Annotated in this window: 11 protein-coding genes; 9 read left to right on the top strand and 2 right to left on the bottom strand. The window is 41.8% G+C overall.

The window, feature by feature from the left end; all coding sequences use genetic code 11:
* Position 1: 1 nt before the first annotated feature.
* The 8 genes from DBR40_RS12635 to DBR40_RS12600 all read left to right on the top strand — a co-directional run bounded on the left by DBR40_RS12635 (position 2) and on the right by DBR40_RS12600 (position 13065).
* Entirely contained in the window at positions 2-1477 is a 1476-nt protein-coding gene (locus tag DBR40_RS12635) for a RagB/SusD family nutrient uptake outer membrane protein (protein ID WP_124560116.1), read from the top strand.
* Between the two features lie 4 nt (positions 1478-1481).
* Complete coding sequence (locus DBR40_RS12630) at positions 1482-3290, top strand: fasciclin domain-containing protein (protein WP_124560115.1); 1809 nt, start codon at positions 1482-1484, stop codon at positions 3288-3290.
* A 64-nt stretch (positions 3291-3354) separates the two neighbouring features.
* Positions 3355-4797, top strand: coding sequence for a fasciclin domain-containing protein (locus DBR40_RS12625; protein WP_158674043.1), 1443 nt, complete (start codon positions 3355-3357; stop codon positions 4795-4797).
* Between the two features lie 28 nt (positions 4798-4825).
* Entirely contained in the window at positions 4826-8074 is a 3249-nt protein-coding gene (locus tag DBR40_RS12620) for a SusC/RagA family TonB-linked outer membrane protein (RefSeq protein WP_124560113.1), read from the top strand.
* A gap of 24 nt (positions 8075-8098) precedes the next feature.
* Entirely contained in the window at positions 8099-9844 is a 1746-nt protein-coding gene (locus tag DBR40_RS12615) for a RagB/SusD family nutrient uptake outer membrane protein (RefSeq protein ID WP_158674042.1), read from the top strand.
* A gap of 89 nt (positions 9845-9933) precedes the next feature.
* Complete coding sequence (locus DBR40_RS12610) at positions 9934-10947, top strand: tetratricopeptide repeat protein (protein ID WP_124560111.1); 1014 nt, start codon at positions 9934-9936, stop codon at positions 10945-10947.
* A 221-nt stretch (positions 10948-11168) separates the two neighbouring features.
* Positions 11169-11588: a DUF805 domain-containing protein gene (locus tag DBR40_RS12605; protein WP_124560110.1), complete on the top strand. Its 420-nt coding sequence runs from the start codon at positions 11169-11171 to the stop codon at positions 11586-11588.
* A 175-nt stretch (positions 11589-11763) separates the two neighbouring features.
* Positions 11764-13065, top strand: a complete 1302-nt coding sequence (locus DBR40_RS12600) for a TlpA disulfide reductase family protein (protein WP_124560109.1) — start codon at positions 11764-11766, stop codon at positions 13063-13065.
* Positions 13066-13215: 150 nt separating this feature from the next.
* On the opposite strand, the gene DBR40_RS12595 is transcribed toward DBR40_RS12600, so the two are convergent.
* On the bottom strand, positions 13216-14877 hold the full coding sequence (locus DBR40_RS12595; protein ID WP_124560108.1) for a GH39 family glycosyl hydrolase: 1662 nt from the start codon (positions 14875-14877) through the stop codon (positions 13216-13218).
* Positions 14878-14895: 18 nt separating this feature from the next.
* Entirely contained in the window at positions 14896-17865 is a 2970-nt protein-coding gene (locus DBR40_RS12590; protein WP_124560107.1) for a glycoside hydrolase family 2 protein, read from the bottom strand.
* 380 nt (positions 17866-18245) lie between these two features.
* Here DBR40_RS12590 and DBR40_RS12585 point away from each other — a divergent pair, with 380 nt between their 5' ends.
* A complete protein-coding gene (locus DBR40_RS12585) occupies positions 18246-19799 on the top strand; it encodes a glycosyl hydrolase family 28 protein (protein WP_124560106.1) in 1554 nt (517 codons plus the stop codon).
* Positions 19800-19972: the final 173 nt, after the last annotated feature.

Genomic DNA, 19972 nt, shown 5'->3' with positions numbered 1-19972 from the left:
AATGAAAAGAAGTATTTATAGTGTAGTGGTTGTCATGATGCTGATCATGTCCAGTTCATGCAAAAAATGGTTGGATACCCAACCCCGCGATGGAATTACCAGACAGGGGTTTTGGAAAACCAAAGAAGATATTCAGGCGGCAGTTGCGGGTTGTTATGCCTCGCTGTTGTTGGCGCCTCCGGGTAATAACGACCGGGCTTTAACTGAGTATATTTTTATGTTTGGCGAAATCAGGGCCGATATGATCGACCAGGGGCCAGGTTCGTTAAACGATGAAAAAGATATTTTTGATGTAAACATTACCCCAAGTAATTCGCTAGTAAAATGGTCGGCATTTTACCGCACCATTAATTTCTGTAACACCGTTTTAGATAATGCGCCAGCAGTAAGAAATGCCGACCCCACTTTAACCGCTGAGCAGCTGAATGCTTATTTAAGTGAGGTACTGGCTTTGCGGAGCATGATGTATTTCTATCTGGTTAAGAGTTTCAGGGATGTGCCCTTAAAACTAACGGCTACCACAAAAGATACCGATTTACAAGATTTACCCAAAACTGCAGCAGCTACAATTCTTACCCAGATTGTTGGCGACCTTAAAAAAGCAGAGGCCGGTGCAGTAACTACATATGGAAATTCAGTAACAGATAAAGGCCGGGTAACCAAATTTACCATTAATGCGCTTTTGGCCGATGTTTACCTGTGGATGGATAATTATGAAGGTTGTATTACCGAGTGCAATAAAATCATCAATTCTCAGCGGTTTGCCATGCAAAATGCAGGTGCATTGTGGTATTTCAATGTTTTTTATAATGGAAGTTCGACCGAAACCGTTTTCGAGTTTAATAATACCACATCTGTCAACAATATTTTTTATAACCTGCTGGTTGCCCCTAAAAAACGTTTTCTGGCGGCTCCTTATTTATCAAGCGATGTTTTTACCCCGGATGATGTAGACCCAACAGTTTTTTATGATGTTAGGGAAGAAGCTTTTTACAGGGCATCCGATTTCAGTATCGTAAAGTGGGGAACTGAAAATCCATCATTTGTTAACTGGCAGGCTTACCGCATTACCGATATTATGTTGATGAAAGCAGAAGCACTTGCCCAAACAGGCTTAGGGGCCGATGCGATCGCAATTGTAGAGGAGATCAGGCTAAAACGCAAGGCTGTTGCCATTACGGCACAAACACCTGACCCAGCTGATAAGGATGGGATTTGCGATTATATTTTATCAGAGCGCTCGCGCGAGTTTGCTTTTGAAGGCAAACGCTGGTATGATATTCTGCGTATGGCTAAACGCGATAACTATAAACGTTTAGATATTATGCTAAATATGGTTGCACAAACGGTTAGCCCGGCAGTGCAGCAATCGGCGATAAACAAATTCAGGGATATAAACAGCCATTATTTCCCTATTCCTGAGACGGAGATTTTTGCCGACCCTCAACTTGTTCAAAATCCATTTTATACCAAATAACAGCATGATGAAAAATAACTTAAATGTCCGCAGCATAACCATAATCATGGTTGTATTAGCTTTTACATTTGTATTTATAAATGCTTGTAAAAGAGAAATCTTAGCCACATCAACGACTGATGATGTAAATATTACAGGGTACCTGGATCGCTATCCTGATCAATTTTCAATGATGAGGCAAATTATGGATCGTTCTGCCACAACAGGCTTTCTGGGAGCCTATGGTAAATATACTTTGTTTACTCCCGATAATGCTGCCATTACAGCCTGGCTTAAGTTAAAAGGGAAGGCAGCTGTTGCCGATCTTACAGTAGAAGAAGCCAAAGATATGGTTAAGTTTCATTTACTGCCCGATACCATTGCTACAAACAGGTTTACCGATGGTAAGCTACCACAAATTACCTTGTACGGGCAATACCTGCAAACCGGCGCTGTAAACCAAAATGGGGTTAGTAGTTATGTTGTAAACAAGCAGGCAAAGGTTACCAAGTCAAACATCCGGGTTGGTAATGGTATTATTCATGTTTTAGACCACGTGTTGGTGCCGGCAACCCTAAGCCTGGCCAAGAGCGTAGAGGGAAACAGCCGCTACAGTTATTTTACCCAGGCCTTAAAAGAGACCGGTTTCTACGATTCGCTTAATGTTGAGCAATCGGCAGTAAAAGATACCACACGCAGGTTTCAAACCTTAATTTTGGAATCAGATTCGGCCCTTAAAGCCGCTGGATATGCTACTTATGCCAGTTTTAAAAGCAGGTACTCCAAAACCGGAAACCCTAAAGGTCATGCCGATAGTTTATGGCTTTATATGGCTTACCATATCTCTACAGGACCAACTTATACGCCCGATATTATTTCTTCGCCAGCTATTTATACCCTGGCGCCCAAGGAGGTAATTACCACCAAGTTTTCGGGACAAAAGATTTTATTGAATGAAGATGAGTTTAATGGGGTAGTGGAACCAGGTGTAGAAATTAACAGGACTTATAGCGATGTTACCGCTGCAAATGGTGTGGCTCACGAAGTTAAAAAACCTTTTGCAATTAAGGTAAGGGTGCAAACGGCGGTGTATTTTGATGTTTCGGACCATGCCGATTTAAGGACGAATCCAAAATGGAGGGGAGCTGCGGCTGGAACAATTCCGTTGTATGCAAACGGATTGAGCACTGTAAATGGGCTTTTATTTAGCGATTTGGCCAAGGTAACTCAAGGTAGTAACTATGAGCGTGTTATTGTTCCTAATGCTACCCGTAAATATGCTTACAACGATTTTTTCAACCTTTCGATGGGAGTAAGTACTGCCAGGATACAGTATATCGATATCAGGACGCCAATGTTGGTTAAGGGAAAATATAAAATCTGGATTTGTTACGCACAAAACGGTAACTCCAATTTATTTCAGGTTGGAGTTGATGTTGGAAGACCTGGGGAGCAAATACTGCCCAACCTGGTCGATTTCAGACAATATTTAGGCTCATCGGGTATCACTTCAACTACGGCAGCGCTGCCATCGGCCGATGCCTTAATGCTTACCAATGGTTTTAAACGTTACATGGCAACCACAACCGATATGTCTGGTACCACAAAAGGCGAAATTTCTGTTAACGGAACGGGATGGGACCAGCTTATTGGCCGCCTTGCCGGAACTGCCGATATTCAGACTACAGACCGTCACTGGATCAGATTAACCGTAGTAAGCAACGCCGGATTGAGCAATGCAACCTACCTGGATATGATTCACTTTATCCCTGTAGATGCAGATCAGAATTATCCACGTTTTTCAACATCAGGAACCATATTTAACCGGCCATAACAAACATGCCGGAGACGCACAATCTCCGGCATATTAAAGAATGCTAACCATAAGAATACCATCAATGAAAAAATATATACTCAATACCGTGTTGCTGCTAAGCGTTCTAATTTCGCTCAATGCCTGCAAGAACGTAATGGACGAGCATACTGAAATTGTAAATGTCGACAATACTGTTGATGTTTTTCAAAAGCTTGCTGCACAGGCCAACCTCAGTAAGTTTACCGATTTTGTACGTACTACCGGTTACGATAAATTGCTTGCATCTTCTCAAAATTATACTGTTTGGGCGCCAACAAACGATGCCCTGGCTACGCTTGATGCAGCAATTACTGCCGACCCGGCTAAATTGAAAGATTTTGTGGCGAATCATATTGCGCTAACCACTATTGCTGCACTTAAAACAGCAACAGATACTTTACGGGTTAGCTTAATCAATAAAAAAAATGCTACGCTTATTGGAAATAGTTTTGAGGAAGCTGCCATTACCGGTAAAGGGCAGTTTGTTAAAAATGGAGTAGTGTATAGCATTGATAAGGCAGTGCCAACCAAACAAAATGTGTGGGAATACATGCTAAGCAGTACCGATGCCCCATTACAAACAAATTATATCAGTACAATCTCCACTATGGTAATCGATACGGCAAATGCAACGATAATTGGTTACACTAATGCCGGTAATCCCATTTTTGCCGCCAACCCGCCAATGGTTTCGAGAAATGCCTATTGGACCAACGTAGCCGATTTAAGGGCCGAAAATCAGCAATATACTTTTTTTATGTTGCAGGATGCTGCCTTTAATAGCGAAACAGCCAAACTTACACCCTATTTTTCGGTTGTTGATAAGTTTGCACTTGTTAGAGATTTTACCGTAAAAGGCCTTTACACTGCAGATAAGCTACCTGATACATTAATTTCTACCCGTGGGGTGAAAATACCGGTTTCGAAAGCTGCAATTATCAAATCGTACAGGGCCAGTAATGGGGTGGTACACGTTATGAGTGCATTGCCATTCAGGTTAAAAGATAAAGTGCCCACATTTAAAATTGAAGGCGAACTTCCATCTGGTTTCCGTACCGATAAAACCGGAAATACCTTTTACAGAACAAAACTGGATAACAATGGCATTCAGTATAAAGATATCGAAGTATATAACCATGCCTTCGCCGAATTTTACATCAGGTATGTAAGAAGTGGTGTGCCCTTTGTAAAGTATAAAGTATATACAAGGGTAATTTCGGGCGCAGCCGGCGATGCACAGGTGGCCAGTTTTACCCAAAGATACTTTATTAACAATCCTTTAACCTCTACTCCTGAAACACCAGTGTACGATCTGTTTGCAACCCAAACCGTTACGCCGTTAAACTACGCAGAAGTATATCTGGGCGATTATACACCTAAACAGTATGGTACATTGGATTTAAGGCTTACCGCTGCAAACAGCACCGCTGTAAATGTAAATACACTCATATTGGATTATTTGAGATTTGAACCTATTCTTCCCTAATCGAGTATATCTGAATTTAAAACCGACTATGCATAATTTTACCATTATAAAAAAAGGAATCTCGCTGGCATTGTTTGGCCTGATGTGTTCAGCTGCTGCATTTGCGCAGCAAACAGATACCAGTAAATACAGTACTGATACCACCACCGTTAGGGTGAAGCAAAAAAAACTGATAGGGCAAAAAATAACAGGTGTTGTTGTTGATGGTTTTACCAATAAACCAATTAACGGGGTAAGGTTAACTGTTGCCGATTTTTCGGGCGCAATAACCGATGATAAAGGGAGATTCTCGATCATTGTACCCGATTTTAATGCCACTATACTGGTAAGCAATACTGGCTACCACACCAAGCTAGTGGCTGTTCATAAAGGTAAACTGACTACTGTTAAAATTTACCCAACAAGCTATACATCACTGTTTACCGAGGTAGAAATGCCATCAGGTACGCAGAACCTCGCCCGGTCATCATCGGCAGTTGGTTCTGTAAATCCACAAGGTGGCTGGAGCATGAATTCGGAAACACCCGATAGTTATCTGCAGGGACGAATAGCAGGGGTAAATGTGATCAGGCGTTCAGGAACACCAGGAATCGGTGCCGATCTTTTTGTAAGGGGATTTACCTCGCTATATGCCAGCAATCAGCCCTTATATGTAGTAGATGGTATGATTTTCGATGCCAATGCTTACGGTTTGTCATTAACATCAGCGCATCGCAATAACCCCTTGCAGTTTATCGATGTAAGGGATATAGAAAACATTACCTTAATTAAAGATGCTGCCGCAGCAGCTGTTTATGGTACAAAAGCAGCAAACGGAGTGATGGTAATTACCACAAACCATGCGCAGGACCTGGCCACGCAGATTGATTTTTCGGCCTATAGCAGTATCAATTTCGTACCACGGCAGCTTCCGGTAATGGGGAGTGCCGATTTCAGAACTTACCTGTCTGATATATTAAAAAGCAGGGGTTTAAGCAATACTGCAATTGCCGCTTTGCCGTATATGAACGATGATCAGAATCAAAGCACAAACCCTACCTATGCCATGTACCATCAAAATACCGACTGGCAAAAGCAGGTTTTTAAACGCAGTTTCGATCAAAATTATTTCTTAAAGGTTAGCGGTGGCGATAACATTGCCAAGTATGCGCTTTCGGCAGGTTATAGCAAAGATAAAGGGGTGATTGATTCGACTAACAACACCAGTTACCACATGCGTTTTAACAGCGATTTAAACCTGACAAAGAAACTTCAGGCCAATACCAATCTTTCATTCAGCTATACCGAGCAAACCTTAAAAGATCAGGGTATTGCACCACGTACCAACCCCATATTTCTTTCGTTGGTTAAGGCACCATTTTTGGCCAAAAACGAAATTAGTGCAACAGGTGCTGTATCGCCTAATTTAGCCGATGCCGATACCCTGGGCGTTAGTAATCCACGGGCGCTGATAGAGAAAGGATTAAATCAGAAAAAGGCTTACCGCTTTTTCGGTAATATTAACTTTAACTACGAGTTTAGCAAAAGCTTTAAGTTGTCAAACCTAACTGGGGTAACTTACGATAAAACCCAGGAAACCCTGTTTATTCCACGTAAAGGTGTTACTAACGAGGTTTTGGATAATGCCATTGCCGATAGTAAACTGGGCTCGCAGGTAATCAGGTATTTTAATGTTTTTAACGATTTACGTTTTGCCTTTAATAAAACTTTTGCCAAAGACCATAACCTAAGTATGGCCCTGGGTACGCGTTATTCGCAAAACTCGAGCGAGCAGGATTACGCCATTGGTTATAATTCGGCAACCGACGTACTCATCAGTATTGGCAATAGTAATGCCTCACTTCGTTTCTTTGGTGGCGATATCGGGAAATGGAGTTCGTTAAATACCTATTTTACTACCGATTACAGCTATAAAAACAAATACTATTTAAGTTTGGCAATGGGGGTAGATGCCTCATCGCGTTTCGGCCGGAAAAACATTAATACCTCAGTGCGTTATATAGGTGGTTATGGCTTAGATATACTGGGCGGCAAAACAGCAGTTTTACCAGCAGTCAGTGGCGCATGGTTAATCTCTTCCGAAGAGTTTATGCAGGGAGCTAAAGCTGTAGACCTTTTAAAACTGCGTATGAGTTATGGTTTGGTAGGTAACGATGATATTGGTAACTACAATAACAGGCAGTATTATGTTTCTCAGAATTTATTGGGCCTTCAAGGTTTGGTTAGGGGGAATATTGCCAATCCAAATATCCAATGGGAAAGCATAGCCAAGTTTAATACAGGTATTGATGCTTCCTTTTTTAATGAGCGTTTGAGCATGAGTTTAGATTACTATGTGCATACCACAAGCAAAATGCTAACCTACATTCCGGTAACTTCGGTCGGTGGTATCGATTCATATATCGATAACCAGGGGGGCATGCAAACCTCAGGGTTAGATTTTGGTTTAAATACCCGTATCCTTAACAAAACCTTTAAATGGGATTTGGGCTTAAACCTTGGGCTGTACCGTAACAAAATACAAAGCCTGCCAGGTGGTAATGATATTGTAACCAGTTATGCTAACGGTAGCTATATTACCCGTGTTGGGCAGGCCGCAAACCTGTTTTACGGTCAACGTACCAATGGTGTTTATGCAACAGATGCAGAAGCTGCAGCCGCAGGCCTGTCTATTGTTAATAGTGCCGGCGCTACTGTTCCTTTTAAAGGAGGCGATATGAGGTTTATCGATACCAATGGCGATAAAATAATCAATAATGCAGACCGGGTAGTAATTGGTAACCCCAATCCTGATCTTTTTGGAAGTTTTAACAACACGCTTGGGTATAAGAACTGGACTTTAGATGTGCTGGTTTCGTTTGTACTCGGAAACGATATTTACAACTATACCCGTGCCATGCTCGAATCGGGCAGTACATACTACAACCAGTCTGATATTATGAGAAACCGCTGGAGGGGTGAAGGCCAGGTTACCAACGTGCCAAAAGCCTCGTACGGCGACCCCATGGGCAATACCCGGTTTTCTGACCGCTGGATTGAAGATGGATCTTACCTGCGCCTGCGTTCGGTAAACCTGACCTACAATGTACCTTTAAAAACAAAGGCCATTAAATACGCCAAAATTTACGCAACAGGAAATAATTTATTTACCCTCACCAATTATCTGGGCTACGATCCGGAGTTTAGTGCAACCGGAAGTATTTTTACGCAAGGGGTTGATACTACGCTCGAACCACAGTTCAGATCGGTACAGTTAGGGGTTAGAATTGGTTTGTAATTGATAATTGATAAAACGATGAAGATGGATTTTACTAAAAAAGTTATTGCCTTTTTAGCAGTAGCCCTGCTTGCAGCAGGTTCGTGGTCTTGCAAAAAAATAACAGATGAAGCACCCGAGGCAACACTCGATATAACCAATGCCTACCGGAATTCGACAGATGCCGATGCAGCCGTAATTGGGATATATGGCCAGTTTTTGGGGCTCGAAAAAACATACATACTCCAAAATGAACTAAGGGGCGATTTGGTTGATGTTACCACCAATGCCGATCCTTATTTAAAGCAATTGGCTAATCACACAAACACGAAAGATAATCCGTACACCGACCCGAGGCCTTACTATAAAGTAATTCTGAACTGTAACGATGCGCTTAAAAACTTCAAGCTAATGGTTGATGACCATAGAATGAGTGTTGATGATTACAACAAACATTATTCGGATATTGGAGCTTTAAGGAGCTGGATTTACCTGCAACTGGGGATTCAATACGGCGATGTGCCTTACATTACAGAGCCAGTAGAAAATGTTGAGGATATAAAAAATCTGTCTACTTATCCCAGAATCCCATTCGATCAGCTCTTAACCAAACTGATTGATTTTACCGAAAAATTACCCTATAAAGAGGTTTATGCCTATCCGAGCGGAAATCCGTTGGTAATTACCATTGACGGAAACAATACCCAAAAGATATTTATCTGTAAACCCTTTGTTTTGGGCGATCTATATCTTTGGAATAACAATTATGTTAAAGCGGCCGAGAATTATATCAAAATAATGGAAATTGAGAATAACAATTCCAATATCAATTTCTCATTCAATGCCTATAAAATTGGCTATTACCTTTCATCCGATTATACCGATCAGTCAGTACGTTATTTAAGAGCGCAAGATGAAAACACGCTTTTAACGGAACAGGGATGGAAAACCATTTTTTCTGCACCCAATACTGCCAATGTTTGGAACATGGAGTTTTTGTGGGGAATTCCTTACAGCGCAAACTTTAAACCGGGCAACCCTATGATTGAATTTTGTTCGCCTGTTTATGGTAAATATTTAATCAAGCCATCAAAAGCAGCTATTGATAACTGGAGCGCTCAAAGGCAGTATAGCGGTATCCCTTACGATGCCCGTGGCCGTTTATCGTACGAAACCACAGCATCGGGACCAGCTATTACCAAATTAACCGATAATATTATTCCGATAACAAATTTAAATAAAGCTGGTAAATGGGGTATTTACCGTGCAGCATTATTGCATTTGCGTTATTCGGAAGCAGCCAATCGCGATGGAAAAGGAAAGTTGGGCTGGGCTTTATTGAATATTGGAGTTGCCAATACCTTTTATACAGGTACCCGTACCGCAGCTGGCAGCCCTTCGCCGGTTTCTTTTGAAGAGATTAATTCGATGCAAACACCCTATGCCGCACCGTATTATTTAGATGCCAGAAATAACAACGATTATAAAAGTCCGTGGTACCGCAATACTGGCATCCGCAACAGGGCAGGTGTAACCGCATTAGATGTAAGTTTCCAAAATGATGTAGTTGGCTTAGAAGGTAAACTGATTGATGAGGCCGCTTTAGAGCTGGCTTTTGAAGGCAACCGCTGGCCCGATTTGGTGCGTGTTGCCCGCAGACAGAACAATCCGGCTTTTCTTGCAGAACGTGTTTATCAGAAATTATTAAAAGCAGGCGATCCGAATGCAAGTGCAACTCGGGCTAAATTGATGACACCAGCAAACTGGTATTTACCGTTTGATTGGAAATAACACCCATCCATATTATCTGATGTAAAGCTTTCGTCTGTTAAAACAGATGAAAGCTTTTTTTATATTAGCGAAACCAAAACTATTTTATAATGCGCTTTTTTATTGCCCTTTTAATTTGTTTAACAGCTACTTTATGTAAAGCACAAATTAAATCAACAGATCTTTCAGGTTCATGGATTGCCGGAAAGGTAAATTATCTTAGTGGTGATGATTTGCCCGATGAAAATATATTGAAGTACAGCTATGTAAAGTACACCTTTGTTATGCCCGATAAAATGTACTATGCTTCAGTATATCATATTTTAGGTGCCGAATTTCTTTTTGAAGTACGTGGGAATAAATTGCTTATAAAATCGAATGTGGGCTTTGTGGTGAATACCCTGAAGATAATGGAACTGACCAAAAATAAGTTGGTTATGGTTATGGCTGATATGAATGGCTCCCTGGAAAGCCCTACAGCTATTCAATATACTTTTTATCCTGAAAAATTGATTCAGCAGAGCCTTGCACTCAGTCCTGATGATATTTACAAGATCAGCGGCACCGATACGGTATTTAATTCAAGTCAAAAAATTTACGCATTGTTTAATGGGGCAGATTTTAGTGACCACATTTCTTATGAGTTAAGTAAAGTTGGCATAAGCGTAAGAAGTGGAACACTGAATGCAACATTTATTGTAAATCCTTCCGGGAAAGCAGATAGTTTAAAAATTATCCAGGGAATTAATGCCGGGTACGATAAGGCCTATACCAGGATATTTTATGCCGCTCAAAATAAGTGGAAGGCAGCAATTCATAACGGAAAACCTGTTAAAGTATTGATGCACCAGGAAAAAAAATATTTTACTTCTGATGAGGTAGTGCCAAGCTTTTTTAATACCCAAAAAGCTAATGCTGCCTACGCAGAAAAAAACTACGAAGTAGCACTTTATTATTATGATTTGGCATTAAATGACAGGCCGGATGATAAAGATAATCTTTATCGTAGAGGCATTTGCAGGCAGCAGCTTGGAAATCTGGCAGGAGCCTGTAGCGATTGGAAAAAAGTGCAGGCAATGAACAGCAATTTGGCCGATGCCCTGTTAGCTAAATATTGCAAGTAATGCTGATGTTAGCTTCGCGGTTTGATTGGAAATAGGCGCTAAAAAAAAATGAATGTAGTCGTTTTGTTTGTAGTCAAAAATATTACTACAAATAAAACGACTACATTTTTGTGCCTAAAGATTTTGTGACAATTTTTTTGGGCACAGAAAATTTGTCACAAAATCTTTAGAAGGCTAAAAATTATTCTATTTTAGTGGCTGTCAAACAATCCAACGCACTCATGTTTAAATCTGTTTTTTCTTTTGAAGGCCGCATCCGTCGTACGGAATATGGCTTAACCCGCATTTTCGCATTTTTGGTTATATTGCTTATTGCTGCATTGGCCGAAAGTGATGGAGCAGAAGCCTTTGGCCTCTTAATGCTATTGCCTATTTATATCATGATTACACAAGGAGCCAAACGTTGCCATGATCTTGGTAATTCGGGTTGGTGGATGCTTATTCCTTTTTACGGATTGATTATGCTTTTTGGTTCAGGTGATTATGGTCCAAATGAATATGGCGATAACCCTAAGGGAGAAGGTAACGATGATCCGTATTATGGAACTGATTTTCAACAAAAGGCTAGTGTATTACCTGTTGCTACCAATCAGTATCCGGCAGGAGAGGATAACGGGAATACAGTTGGTCGTGATTTGTAATCGCGGGCTGCATAAGGTTTAATTAGCTGTCAGTTTTATTTTTAATGGCGCGCTCCAGGTGGGTGAGGTGCTGAAACACCCGTCCGACTGGCCAGGCGGAAGTTCAGCATGACGGACCTGTGGTTGGTCGTGATTTACTCAGGCACAACTTTGTTAAAAATAAAACATAATTTTAGTGAGAAAGGAGAACAACATGTTTAAAAAGGTAGTTTTGGTTTTGTTGTTAGGCTGCGTGCTTTCCAGTTTGGTGACAATGGAGTGTGCAGGGCAAAAAACGGTGACTGATAAGTCATTTCAAATGTCTGGAGAGTTGATCGGCGATTCAACAAAATTTGTTGTACTTCGTTTCGTTGATAATCAAGGTAAAAACATAACCGATACCTGTTACATCAAAGATGGTAGATTAAACTTTCAGGGTAATATCGAACAACCGACCCTGGCAATGCTAACAGGAAGGGTAAAAACCAAAAATTATGATGATCCCAATACGATAAGATTTTTTCTTGAACCAAAAAAAATGTCGATCTCTGTTGCCGAGAATAATTTCCCTGGCGCCAAAATCACAGGGTCTGATACCCAAAGGGACATGGACTTGTTAAGTCAGCAAAATAGCGCGCTTCTATTGGAGGTGAAGAATCTGTTAATGAAAAGGACTATATATAATAACAGGATAAAAATATCTGCTAATAAAGACACCATTGCAGCACTTAAAGGCCAGCGAGATCAGTTACAGTCCAAATTGACTGCAGTGAATAAAAATATTAAATCCAATCAAATTGATTTTATTAAAAACCATCCAAAATCTTATGCCAGTGCATATCTATTCACCGAATTTATTTCTGACAGGTCTATACCAATCTTTTTGATCAAATCAATTTATCACGACTTTGCAGGAGATGTAAAGGAAAGTAAATTGGGAAAAGATAATTTGCTAAGAATCAATAACCGACTAGCAGCTGATCAACTGGCCCTTTTAAAAAACAATTATAGTCTTGAGTCAGTAGCATTGCAAAATGAGCAGAACAAAACAGTCAAATTCAATAATTTTATCGGAAAGAGTTTGGTTATAGTAGACTTTTGGGCAAGTTGGTGCATTCCGTGTGTCAAATCAAGCCCCAATCTTAAAAAAATATATAATACATATTCAAAGGATGGCCTGCAAGTCATCACAGTATCAATTGATAAGAGAAATGACGATTGGATATCAGCTGTTAAAAAAAATGGATATGATATTTTTGTCAATTTCAGGGATATCCCTGATCATCTGCTCACTATAGATGACTTAAAAAATCCTGAAGGAATACCCTTAAGCAGAAAATGGAACATTGATTATATTCCCAGTATAATCTTATTTGATAAAAATGGATCAGTGGTATCTAAATTCGATAAAATCGATGATGAATATAGGATTATCGGTTTGGAGGAAAAAATCAGGGAGTATTACGGAAATGGTAAACCTAATAATGGAAACAACTGATAAAAAACGATTTTTCATATGATCTACTTATCTGCACAGCCTGACGGTTTTATTTTTAGCGGTGCTCTCCAGGTAAGTGAGGTGCTGAAACTTATCTTATAGATTTCTCCGTTCGCTGCACTCAGTCGAAATGACGGTTACGGTTATGAATTACCAATCCAGCTTCAAAAACGAAACTCCTTGTCTGGGTAATAAAATCTCTACTTCCTTTAAATTGCTTCTCTTTACCGGCTTACCAACCATTTTAAGCTGACCAGCTTTTTCCAGTAGTGCAATCTGTTTTGAATCGGGATTTTGTGGCGAACCCATTTTTTTCCAAACTTCGTAAGCATTGCTGTTATCGCCATCTATGCGGTATTCGGTTAGGGTAACGGTTTTGGCGGCTAAGTTATTGAGCATAACCTTAACCGAATCTTGTGTGCCTGTTTTATCTTCATCGTGGTAATTCCATACCAATACGGAAGCCGATTTTTCTGCTTTAGCGGCCAGTGCACCAATATCGGTTTGGGACTTTCTGATACTCGAATCGAGTACCGACCTTAGCTCATACATGCGGTTACTTGTGGTGGCAACGCGGCTGCCTTTCATCATCCCAAACATCCTGAAAACATTTAGCACAGGTTTATCAACTCCGTTGGTGGCTAAATCTCTAAAACCTGCAAACCAGGGTTGATTTTCGAACTCGAACGACCAGGTCACGGCGCCCAGCAGGTTAATTTTATACAGATCGGTAAGTGCATACAAACGCGCAAAAGAAGCTGCGGTATAACTCGAATACATGGTGCCATTGCGGTAAGCATTTTCGGGATTGGTAGCCATACCGCAGGCTGCACAGCCTTCAGGGTCTGATTCGCCAATAATAACCGGGATATTTTTAAGTTGTGGGTATTTGGCAATTACGCGGTAGTTCGATTCCATATTGCGTAGCTGAGCGCGGATATCCATCACCACTGTGCCGTTTACCACTCGGGGCGATCCCTTGGCATGAAAAAGAACGGCATCTAAGGGCGAACCGATTTTTCCGGTTACATAATTGGTGTCGCTTAAGCAGTGCTTAATAAAGGCATCGAGGTATTTGGAAGCTCCGCCGGTAACATTTGCACCACCAATTCTGGCATTGGGGAGGGCGCGTTTCAAACCATCTGCGGCATAATCATAAAGTTTAAAAAACTCGGCCTGCGTGCCTTTCCAGTAGGCACCATCGGGTTCGTTCCAAACTTCCCAGTACCAGCTTTCTACTTCGGCTTTGCCATAACGGGCTACACTGTGTTTTACCCATTCGTAAACCAGGTTGCTCCATTTTTGGTAATCTTTGGGTGGATATGCCCATCCGGTTTCGATTACACTGTATTTTGCTCCGGGTTTCCATTGGTGCTGGTAGGGAATAGGATGGGTAGACAGGGCCTCGGGCATAAAACCAATTTGCGCCAGTGGTTTCATTCCTCTTTTTACGTAAGTGTCGAAAATCTGGTCAACAATTTTCCAGTTATACACGGGGTTGCCCTTAGCATCTTCGGTGTAGGCATTGGTTGAGCCCCATTTAAGTGCTGGCGTGCCATCGCCCGAGGTTAGTAAATTATGTGCCCTTACGTAAACCGGCACCGGACTGAGTTTCGAAATCTCGGTTAGCAGTTTCTGGCCATCTTTCATATAGGTGTAATTGGGCTCATCGTAACCAAACCAGGCCCAAACGGGTTTCATTGGCGCAATTTGCTGGTCGAAATTTACCTCAATATTGGTTTTGTTTTGTGCATAGGTTACTGAAACCATTAGGGTTTGAAGCAACAGAAAATATAGTTTTAATGCTTTCATGGTAGCGTTTGCTGTTTTTTAAGGGGTTTCAAAAATATCGGCTTCTATAATACTTAAGCCGCCTTTTAGTTTGGTTTCTGCCCGGCTCACGCCATCATCCAGTTTTTTTCCGTTTACTTCTACACCAATAGCTGCATTTTCACTTTCCTTGCCCGAACCAAGCAACTGTATGGTTACAGTTTTCCCTTTTGTGGGTTTGCAGGTAGCGGTAAAATAACCTAAACTGGTTTTACTTTCGCCGTTAAATACCTCTTTGCCATCAACCGTAATGCGTAGCGGATAGGTTTTAGAACGGAAACCGTTTAATTTTAAAGCCACCTGGCTAATGGTACTTTCTTTCTCCAGGGTGTATTTAATCCAGGCGGTATTTATTTTTCCATCGTTAACCCAATCGCTCAGTTCGTTGTCATCGTAACTCAATTGCGCTTTATCGTTGTTTGCGCCTGCTTCGGCTGATACAATTTTAATTGTTTTACGCTGTATGGTAAATGAACTGCCTTTTGGCGTTTCGCCCTTGCTTAAATTCGGTTTTAAACCATCAGTGGGAAAACTCGTTGCCAAACCGTTTTCTACTGGCACTGGGGTGGTTGCTAAGCCAATTGTAGCCGGTTTTAAACCATCAGCGCTGGCGTTAAGGGTAATTTTGCCGGCTTGCGTTAACGAACGGATTAAAACCCGGTTTACACCACCTTCTACAGGAAGTACTTTCGATAAAATGAAATTATCAGGGCCTTGTGCCAGTCCGCCGCGCCACTCGGCAGCTCCGCTTAGCTCAAAGTTAATGGTATTTAAAGCTGTTGGGCACCTGTTTCCGTTTATATCTACCACTTCAACCTGAACCAGTGCTACATCGGCTCCATCGGCCTTAAAGCCAGCAGGGTTTTTAATGGCTGTAAGCTTTAGCGCCACGGGCTTCGCGGCAGTTTTTAATTGTGTTTCGGCCAGTTTTTTACCGTCTGCCGTGTACGATATCGCTTTCAGTGTACCTGCCTGATAGGCTACTTCATTAAAGGTGAACAAAAAGCCATCGCTCTTTTTTCCAAAGCCTAACGATTTGTTGTTAAGGATCAGTTCTACTTTATCGCCTGCGGCCACTACGTAGATGTTCTTTTTAATGCCAGCCTTATAATTCCAATGCCCAATGATGTAAATGCCTTCCTTTTTGGCATCTACCCAGCCATCCCACATCACTTTATGTGCAAAAAAGCCATCTTTTGGTATGCGCATGGCATCTACCTCGCCGCTGCGCCTGTAATTTTCTTCGCCACGGTGGTGGGTATTCGAATCAGAAAAAATGATGTTTACCCCACCCGAACTTACGCGGGTACCTGTGCCCGGCCGTTCCTGGTAGTATTCGTTCCAGCGGATGACGTCTTCAATGGCATGGCTGTCCATATTGCGGTTATAATCGCTGGCATCGGCTCCTTTGTATTGCGGTCCGGCCCCATTTTTATGGTATGGAGGCGAAAATTCGTCCCAGTATTTGCGAAGGGCCTCATCGCGCGAGTACTCCATCGACCATAGTGGTTTGGTTGCGCTTTTGTTGATGTAGAGCATTTCGCCACCATACTCGGCTTCGGGTATATCGAGCATCTCCCTCGATCCGATGGCCCGGTTGCCGTAAGGATCGTAAGTATCGCGAATGGCTTTCATTTCTTTCATGTGTTCGGCACTGATCGATTCGTTACCGCACTCGTAAAACAGGATGCTGGGGTTATTGCGGTTGTAAATAATGGCATCGTGCATTACAGCTTTTCTTTGGTCCCAGCGGGTACCGGTTACATCTTTTTCCGAGTCGCCGGCGGGCATGGCTTGTATTAAACCTACGCGGTCGCACGATTCGATATCCTGTTTCCAGGGGGTAATGTGCATCCAGCGAACCAGATTGGCATTGCTTTCTACCATAAGCTGGTTGCTGTAATCGCTTAGCCATGCCGGTACCGATAAACCAATGGCTGGCCATTCGTTGCTGCTCCGTTGTGCGTAACCTTTCATCATCAATACACGGTCGTTTAAGTACACCATGCCATTTTTAAATTCTGCCTTTCTGAAACCGGTTTGGGTGTTCAGCTCGTCGATAATGGCTCCGTTTACTTTAAGCCGGGAGGTAACCGTATATAAATAACCATAACCCCAGCTCCAGAAATGGAGGCCGTTAACCAGCGATTCGGCCTTAAGTATTTTGGTTTCGCCGGGGGCAAGGCTTTGCGGTGCTGCAGCAAAGGTTTTAATTATTTTCCCTTCGGTATCTTTTAATGCTATTTCGTAGGTGATGGTGCTGGCCTGGCTACTTTCGTTTTTTACTTCTGATTGTGATACTATAGTAGCCGATTTTTGATCGATGTTGAAATCTTTGGCATAAATGTAATTTCCGGTAGTTTGCAAGGTGGTATAGAGCGGAAGCGTTTGATATATTTTGCCGCTAACGTGCAGTTTTACATTTTTCGAAATGCCGCCATAATTGGCATTAAAGTTTTTATCGTTCCACTGATAGCCCGAATTGGTGGCTTTCTCCTTGTAGTTCCAGGCATTATCTATTTTTATGGCAATTACATTTTCCTTATCTGTATTAACTAAATCGCTGATATCGAAACCAAAAGCCATTATGCCGTTTTCGTGGCGACCGATAAATTTGCCATTCAGGTAAAACTCGCCTGCTTGCCTGATGCCTTCAAACTCTAGAAAAATTTTATGGTTCTGGCTGCTTTGGGGTAGCTTAAAATGTTTGCGGTACCAGGCTATGCCGGTTGAGTGCTCTTCAATCGATTTTTTAAAGGCTTCATCTTCGTTCCAGGCGTGGGGCAGGGTGATGGCTTTCCAGCTTTGGTCGTTAAAATCAACCGATTCTGCTGCTGGTATATCGCCAACGTATAGTTTCCACCCTGGGTTAAAATTATAGCTTGTTCTAACTGATGGGCTTTGTTGCGAAAAAGCTTGCAGGCAGAAGGTTATGCAAACAATAAGGGCGAGTAATTTTTTTTGGCTCATGCTGTTTAATTGGGTTATGGCTAAGGGCAATGCCGGAATTATAATCCTTTGTACATGTTGGTTGCGACAAGCAAAACGGATGGATAATGCCGGAAATATTTGGTTAAAATATAATACGATATTAACATATAAAATCTGGCGATCCATCCTGTGCTATCCTGCAAAACCGGTATTAAAAACGTTACTGGCCTTGCTGTGTAAAGTGGCTTATTAATTATTTAATGGCAGTTTACCGTTTTTTTTAATGCAGGACACTACAGGATGATTTATCAACCGGAATGAGATACTTTCGTTTAAACCAGAGCTGCCTTAACTTGATGATGTTATCTTGCTTTTGCCCTGGCCTAACCAAATAGTTTAAATGCATAAACTGTAAATTTATGCCATTAACCCTTGTAGATTTTATGAGAAGCTCGTTAATTGTTTGTGCGTTTTTAATTGTTTTTTCTTTACAGTGTTTTGCTGTTGGAGGAGTGCCACTTAACCCGGTAGTAGCACCAGGTACGGTTTCGGCTAATTCGGCTACGCTGGTATGGAATAAGCCGGTGGAGTACCTCGATGTAATCCGCTATCACCTTATTTTAAACGGAAAAGAGATTGGCATTTCGGCTAAAACTAACTATACGCTTAAAAACCTAAGTCCTTTAAAAACCTATACCTGTACCATTAAGGCCGAAAATAAAGCTGGGGAACTATCGGCCAGTAGTGCCGTATTGAAATTTACCACCAAAACCACCGGAAAAATTTTATCGGTAACTGCATTTGGTGCAAAGGGCGATGGTGTAACCCTAAATACAGCAAGTATTCAGCAAGCGATAGATGCCTGCCCGAAAGGAGGTACTGTACGCATACCCAAAGGTATATTTTTAAGCGGTGCACTGTTTTTGAAAAGCAACATGACGCTGGAGATTGCCAAAGATGGCGTGTTAAAAGGCAGCGGCAATACCGACGATTATCTGCCATTTTACAACAACCGCTTTGAAGGCTGGGAGATGAAAACCTATGCCAGTTTATTAAACGCAGGTGTAATGAACAATAAAGGTGGTTTTGCTGTAGAGCAGTTGGCCATAAAAGGAGGGGGCACCATTAGCGGAGGAGGCGGTGCACTGGGCAAAGCGATGATTGATAAAAACGGAATCAGAAGCCGTGGACGTTTAATCTGTTTGATGAATTGCAAGGATGTTGAAATACAGGGTTTAACGATAAAAGATTCACCCTGCTGGACCATTCATTACATTTACAGTAAAGGCATAAGCTGCCACGATTTAAACATCAGCAGTACTGCCCGTAATGGCGATGGTTTAGATCCCGATTCATCTGACGATAGCTATATTTTTAACTGTACCTTTTCAACAGGCGACGATTGTATCGCCATTAAATCGGGCAAAAACCCCGAAGGATATACCATTGGAAAACCTACCCGGAATGTAAACATCAGCAATTGTGTGTTTACCAGGGGGCATGGTATTTCTATCGGCAGCGAAATGTCGGGAGGGGTAAGCGATGTTTTGGTGCAGGATTGTACAGCTGGTGCTTTGTTGCACGGCATGCAGATTAAGGGCACCAAAGACCGCGGTGGCTATGTTAAAAATGTAACGGTAGCCGATTGTCAGTTGCTTAAAATAACCATTTTCTCGGCCGTTAACTACAATAACGACGGAGCAGCGGCACCAGAGCCACCTGTTTTTGAAAATTTTGTTTTCCGTAACATCGATCTTTCTAATGCACAAACCAAAGAACCTGTAATCAATATTAATGGTTTTAAGGCTACGGGCCATCAGCTTAAAAATGTACTGTTTAACAATATTAAAATGCCCGGTAGTGCCGAAGTATGGGTGAACGATGCACAAGATGTAAAATTTAATGGCATGTTGACTGTTACTGGTGCAAAACCAAAGTATGTGGTTAAGGATAGTGAAAATGTAACTTATTGATGGGTAGGTGTATGGTTGGATTGGGGGGGAAGCGTTTTGTATTGGGATTCCCGCCTGCGCGGGAATGACGGACACGGTGGTGGTTATTGCGAGTTACGAAGCCTGGCTGCTGCAGGCGAATAACGCCAGATTTTAAGATCTTTTAGGAATGGCATTAAGCTTTCAGGGCGGAT

The sequence above is a fragment of the Pedobacter sp. KBW01 genome (genome assembly GCF_003852395.1).
Taxonomy (GTDB): Bacteria; Bacteroidota; Bacteroidia; order Sphingobacteriales; family Sphingobacteriaceae; genus Pedobacter.
This window is presented reverse-complemented; position numbering and strand designations above follow the sequence as displayed.

Coding starts and splice junctions, on each gene's coding strand:
- DBR40_RS12635 (WP_124560116.1), top strand. CDS start 2: ATGAAAAGAAGTATTTATAGTGTAGTGGTTGTCATGATGCTGATCATG.
- DBR40_RS12630 (WP_124560115.1), top strand. CDS start 1,482: ATGATGAAAAATAACTTAAATGTCCGCAGCATAACCATAATCATGGTT.
- DBR40_RS12625 (WP_158674043.1), top strand. CDS start 3,355: ATGAAAAAATATATACTCAATACCGTGTTGCTGCTAAGCGTTCTAATT.
- DBR40_RS12620 (WP_124560113.1), top strand. CDS start 4,826: ATGCATAATTTTACCATTATAAAAAAAGGAATCTCGCTGGCATTGTTT.
- DBR40_RS12615 (WP_158674042.1), top strand. CDS start 8,099: ATGGATTTTACTAAAAAAGTTATTGCCTTTTTAGCAGTAGCCCTGCTT.
- DBR40_RS12610 (WP_124560111.1), top strand. CDS start 9,934: ATGCGCTTTTTTATTGCCCTTTTAATTTGTTTAACAGCTACTTTATGT.
- DBR40_RS12605 (WP_124560110.1), top strand. CDS start 11,169: ATGTTTAAATCTGTTTTTTCTTTTGAAGGCCGCATCCGTCGTACGGAA.
- DBR40_RS12595 (WP_124560108.1), bottom strand. CDS start 14,877: ATGAAAGCATTAAAACTATATTTTCTGTTGCTTCAAACCCTAATGGTT.
- DBR40_RS12590 (WP_124560107.1), bottom strand. CDS start 17,865: ATGAGCCAAAAAAAATTACTCGCCCTTATTGTTTGCATAACCTTCTGC.
- DBR40_RS12585 (WP_124560106.1), top strand. CDS start 18,246: ATGCCATTAACCCTTGTAGATTTTATGAGAAGCTCGTTAATTGTTTGT.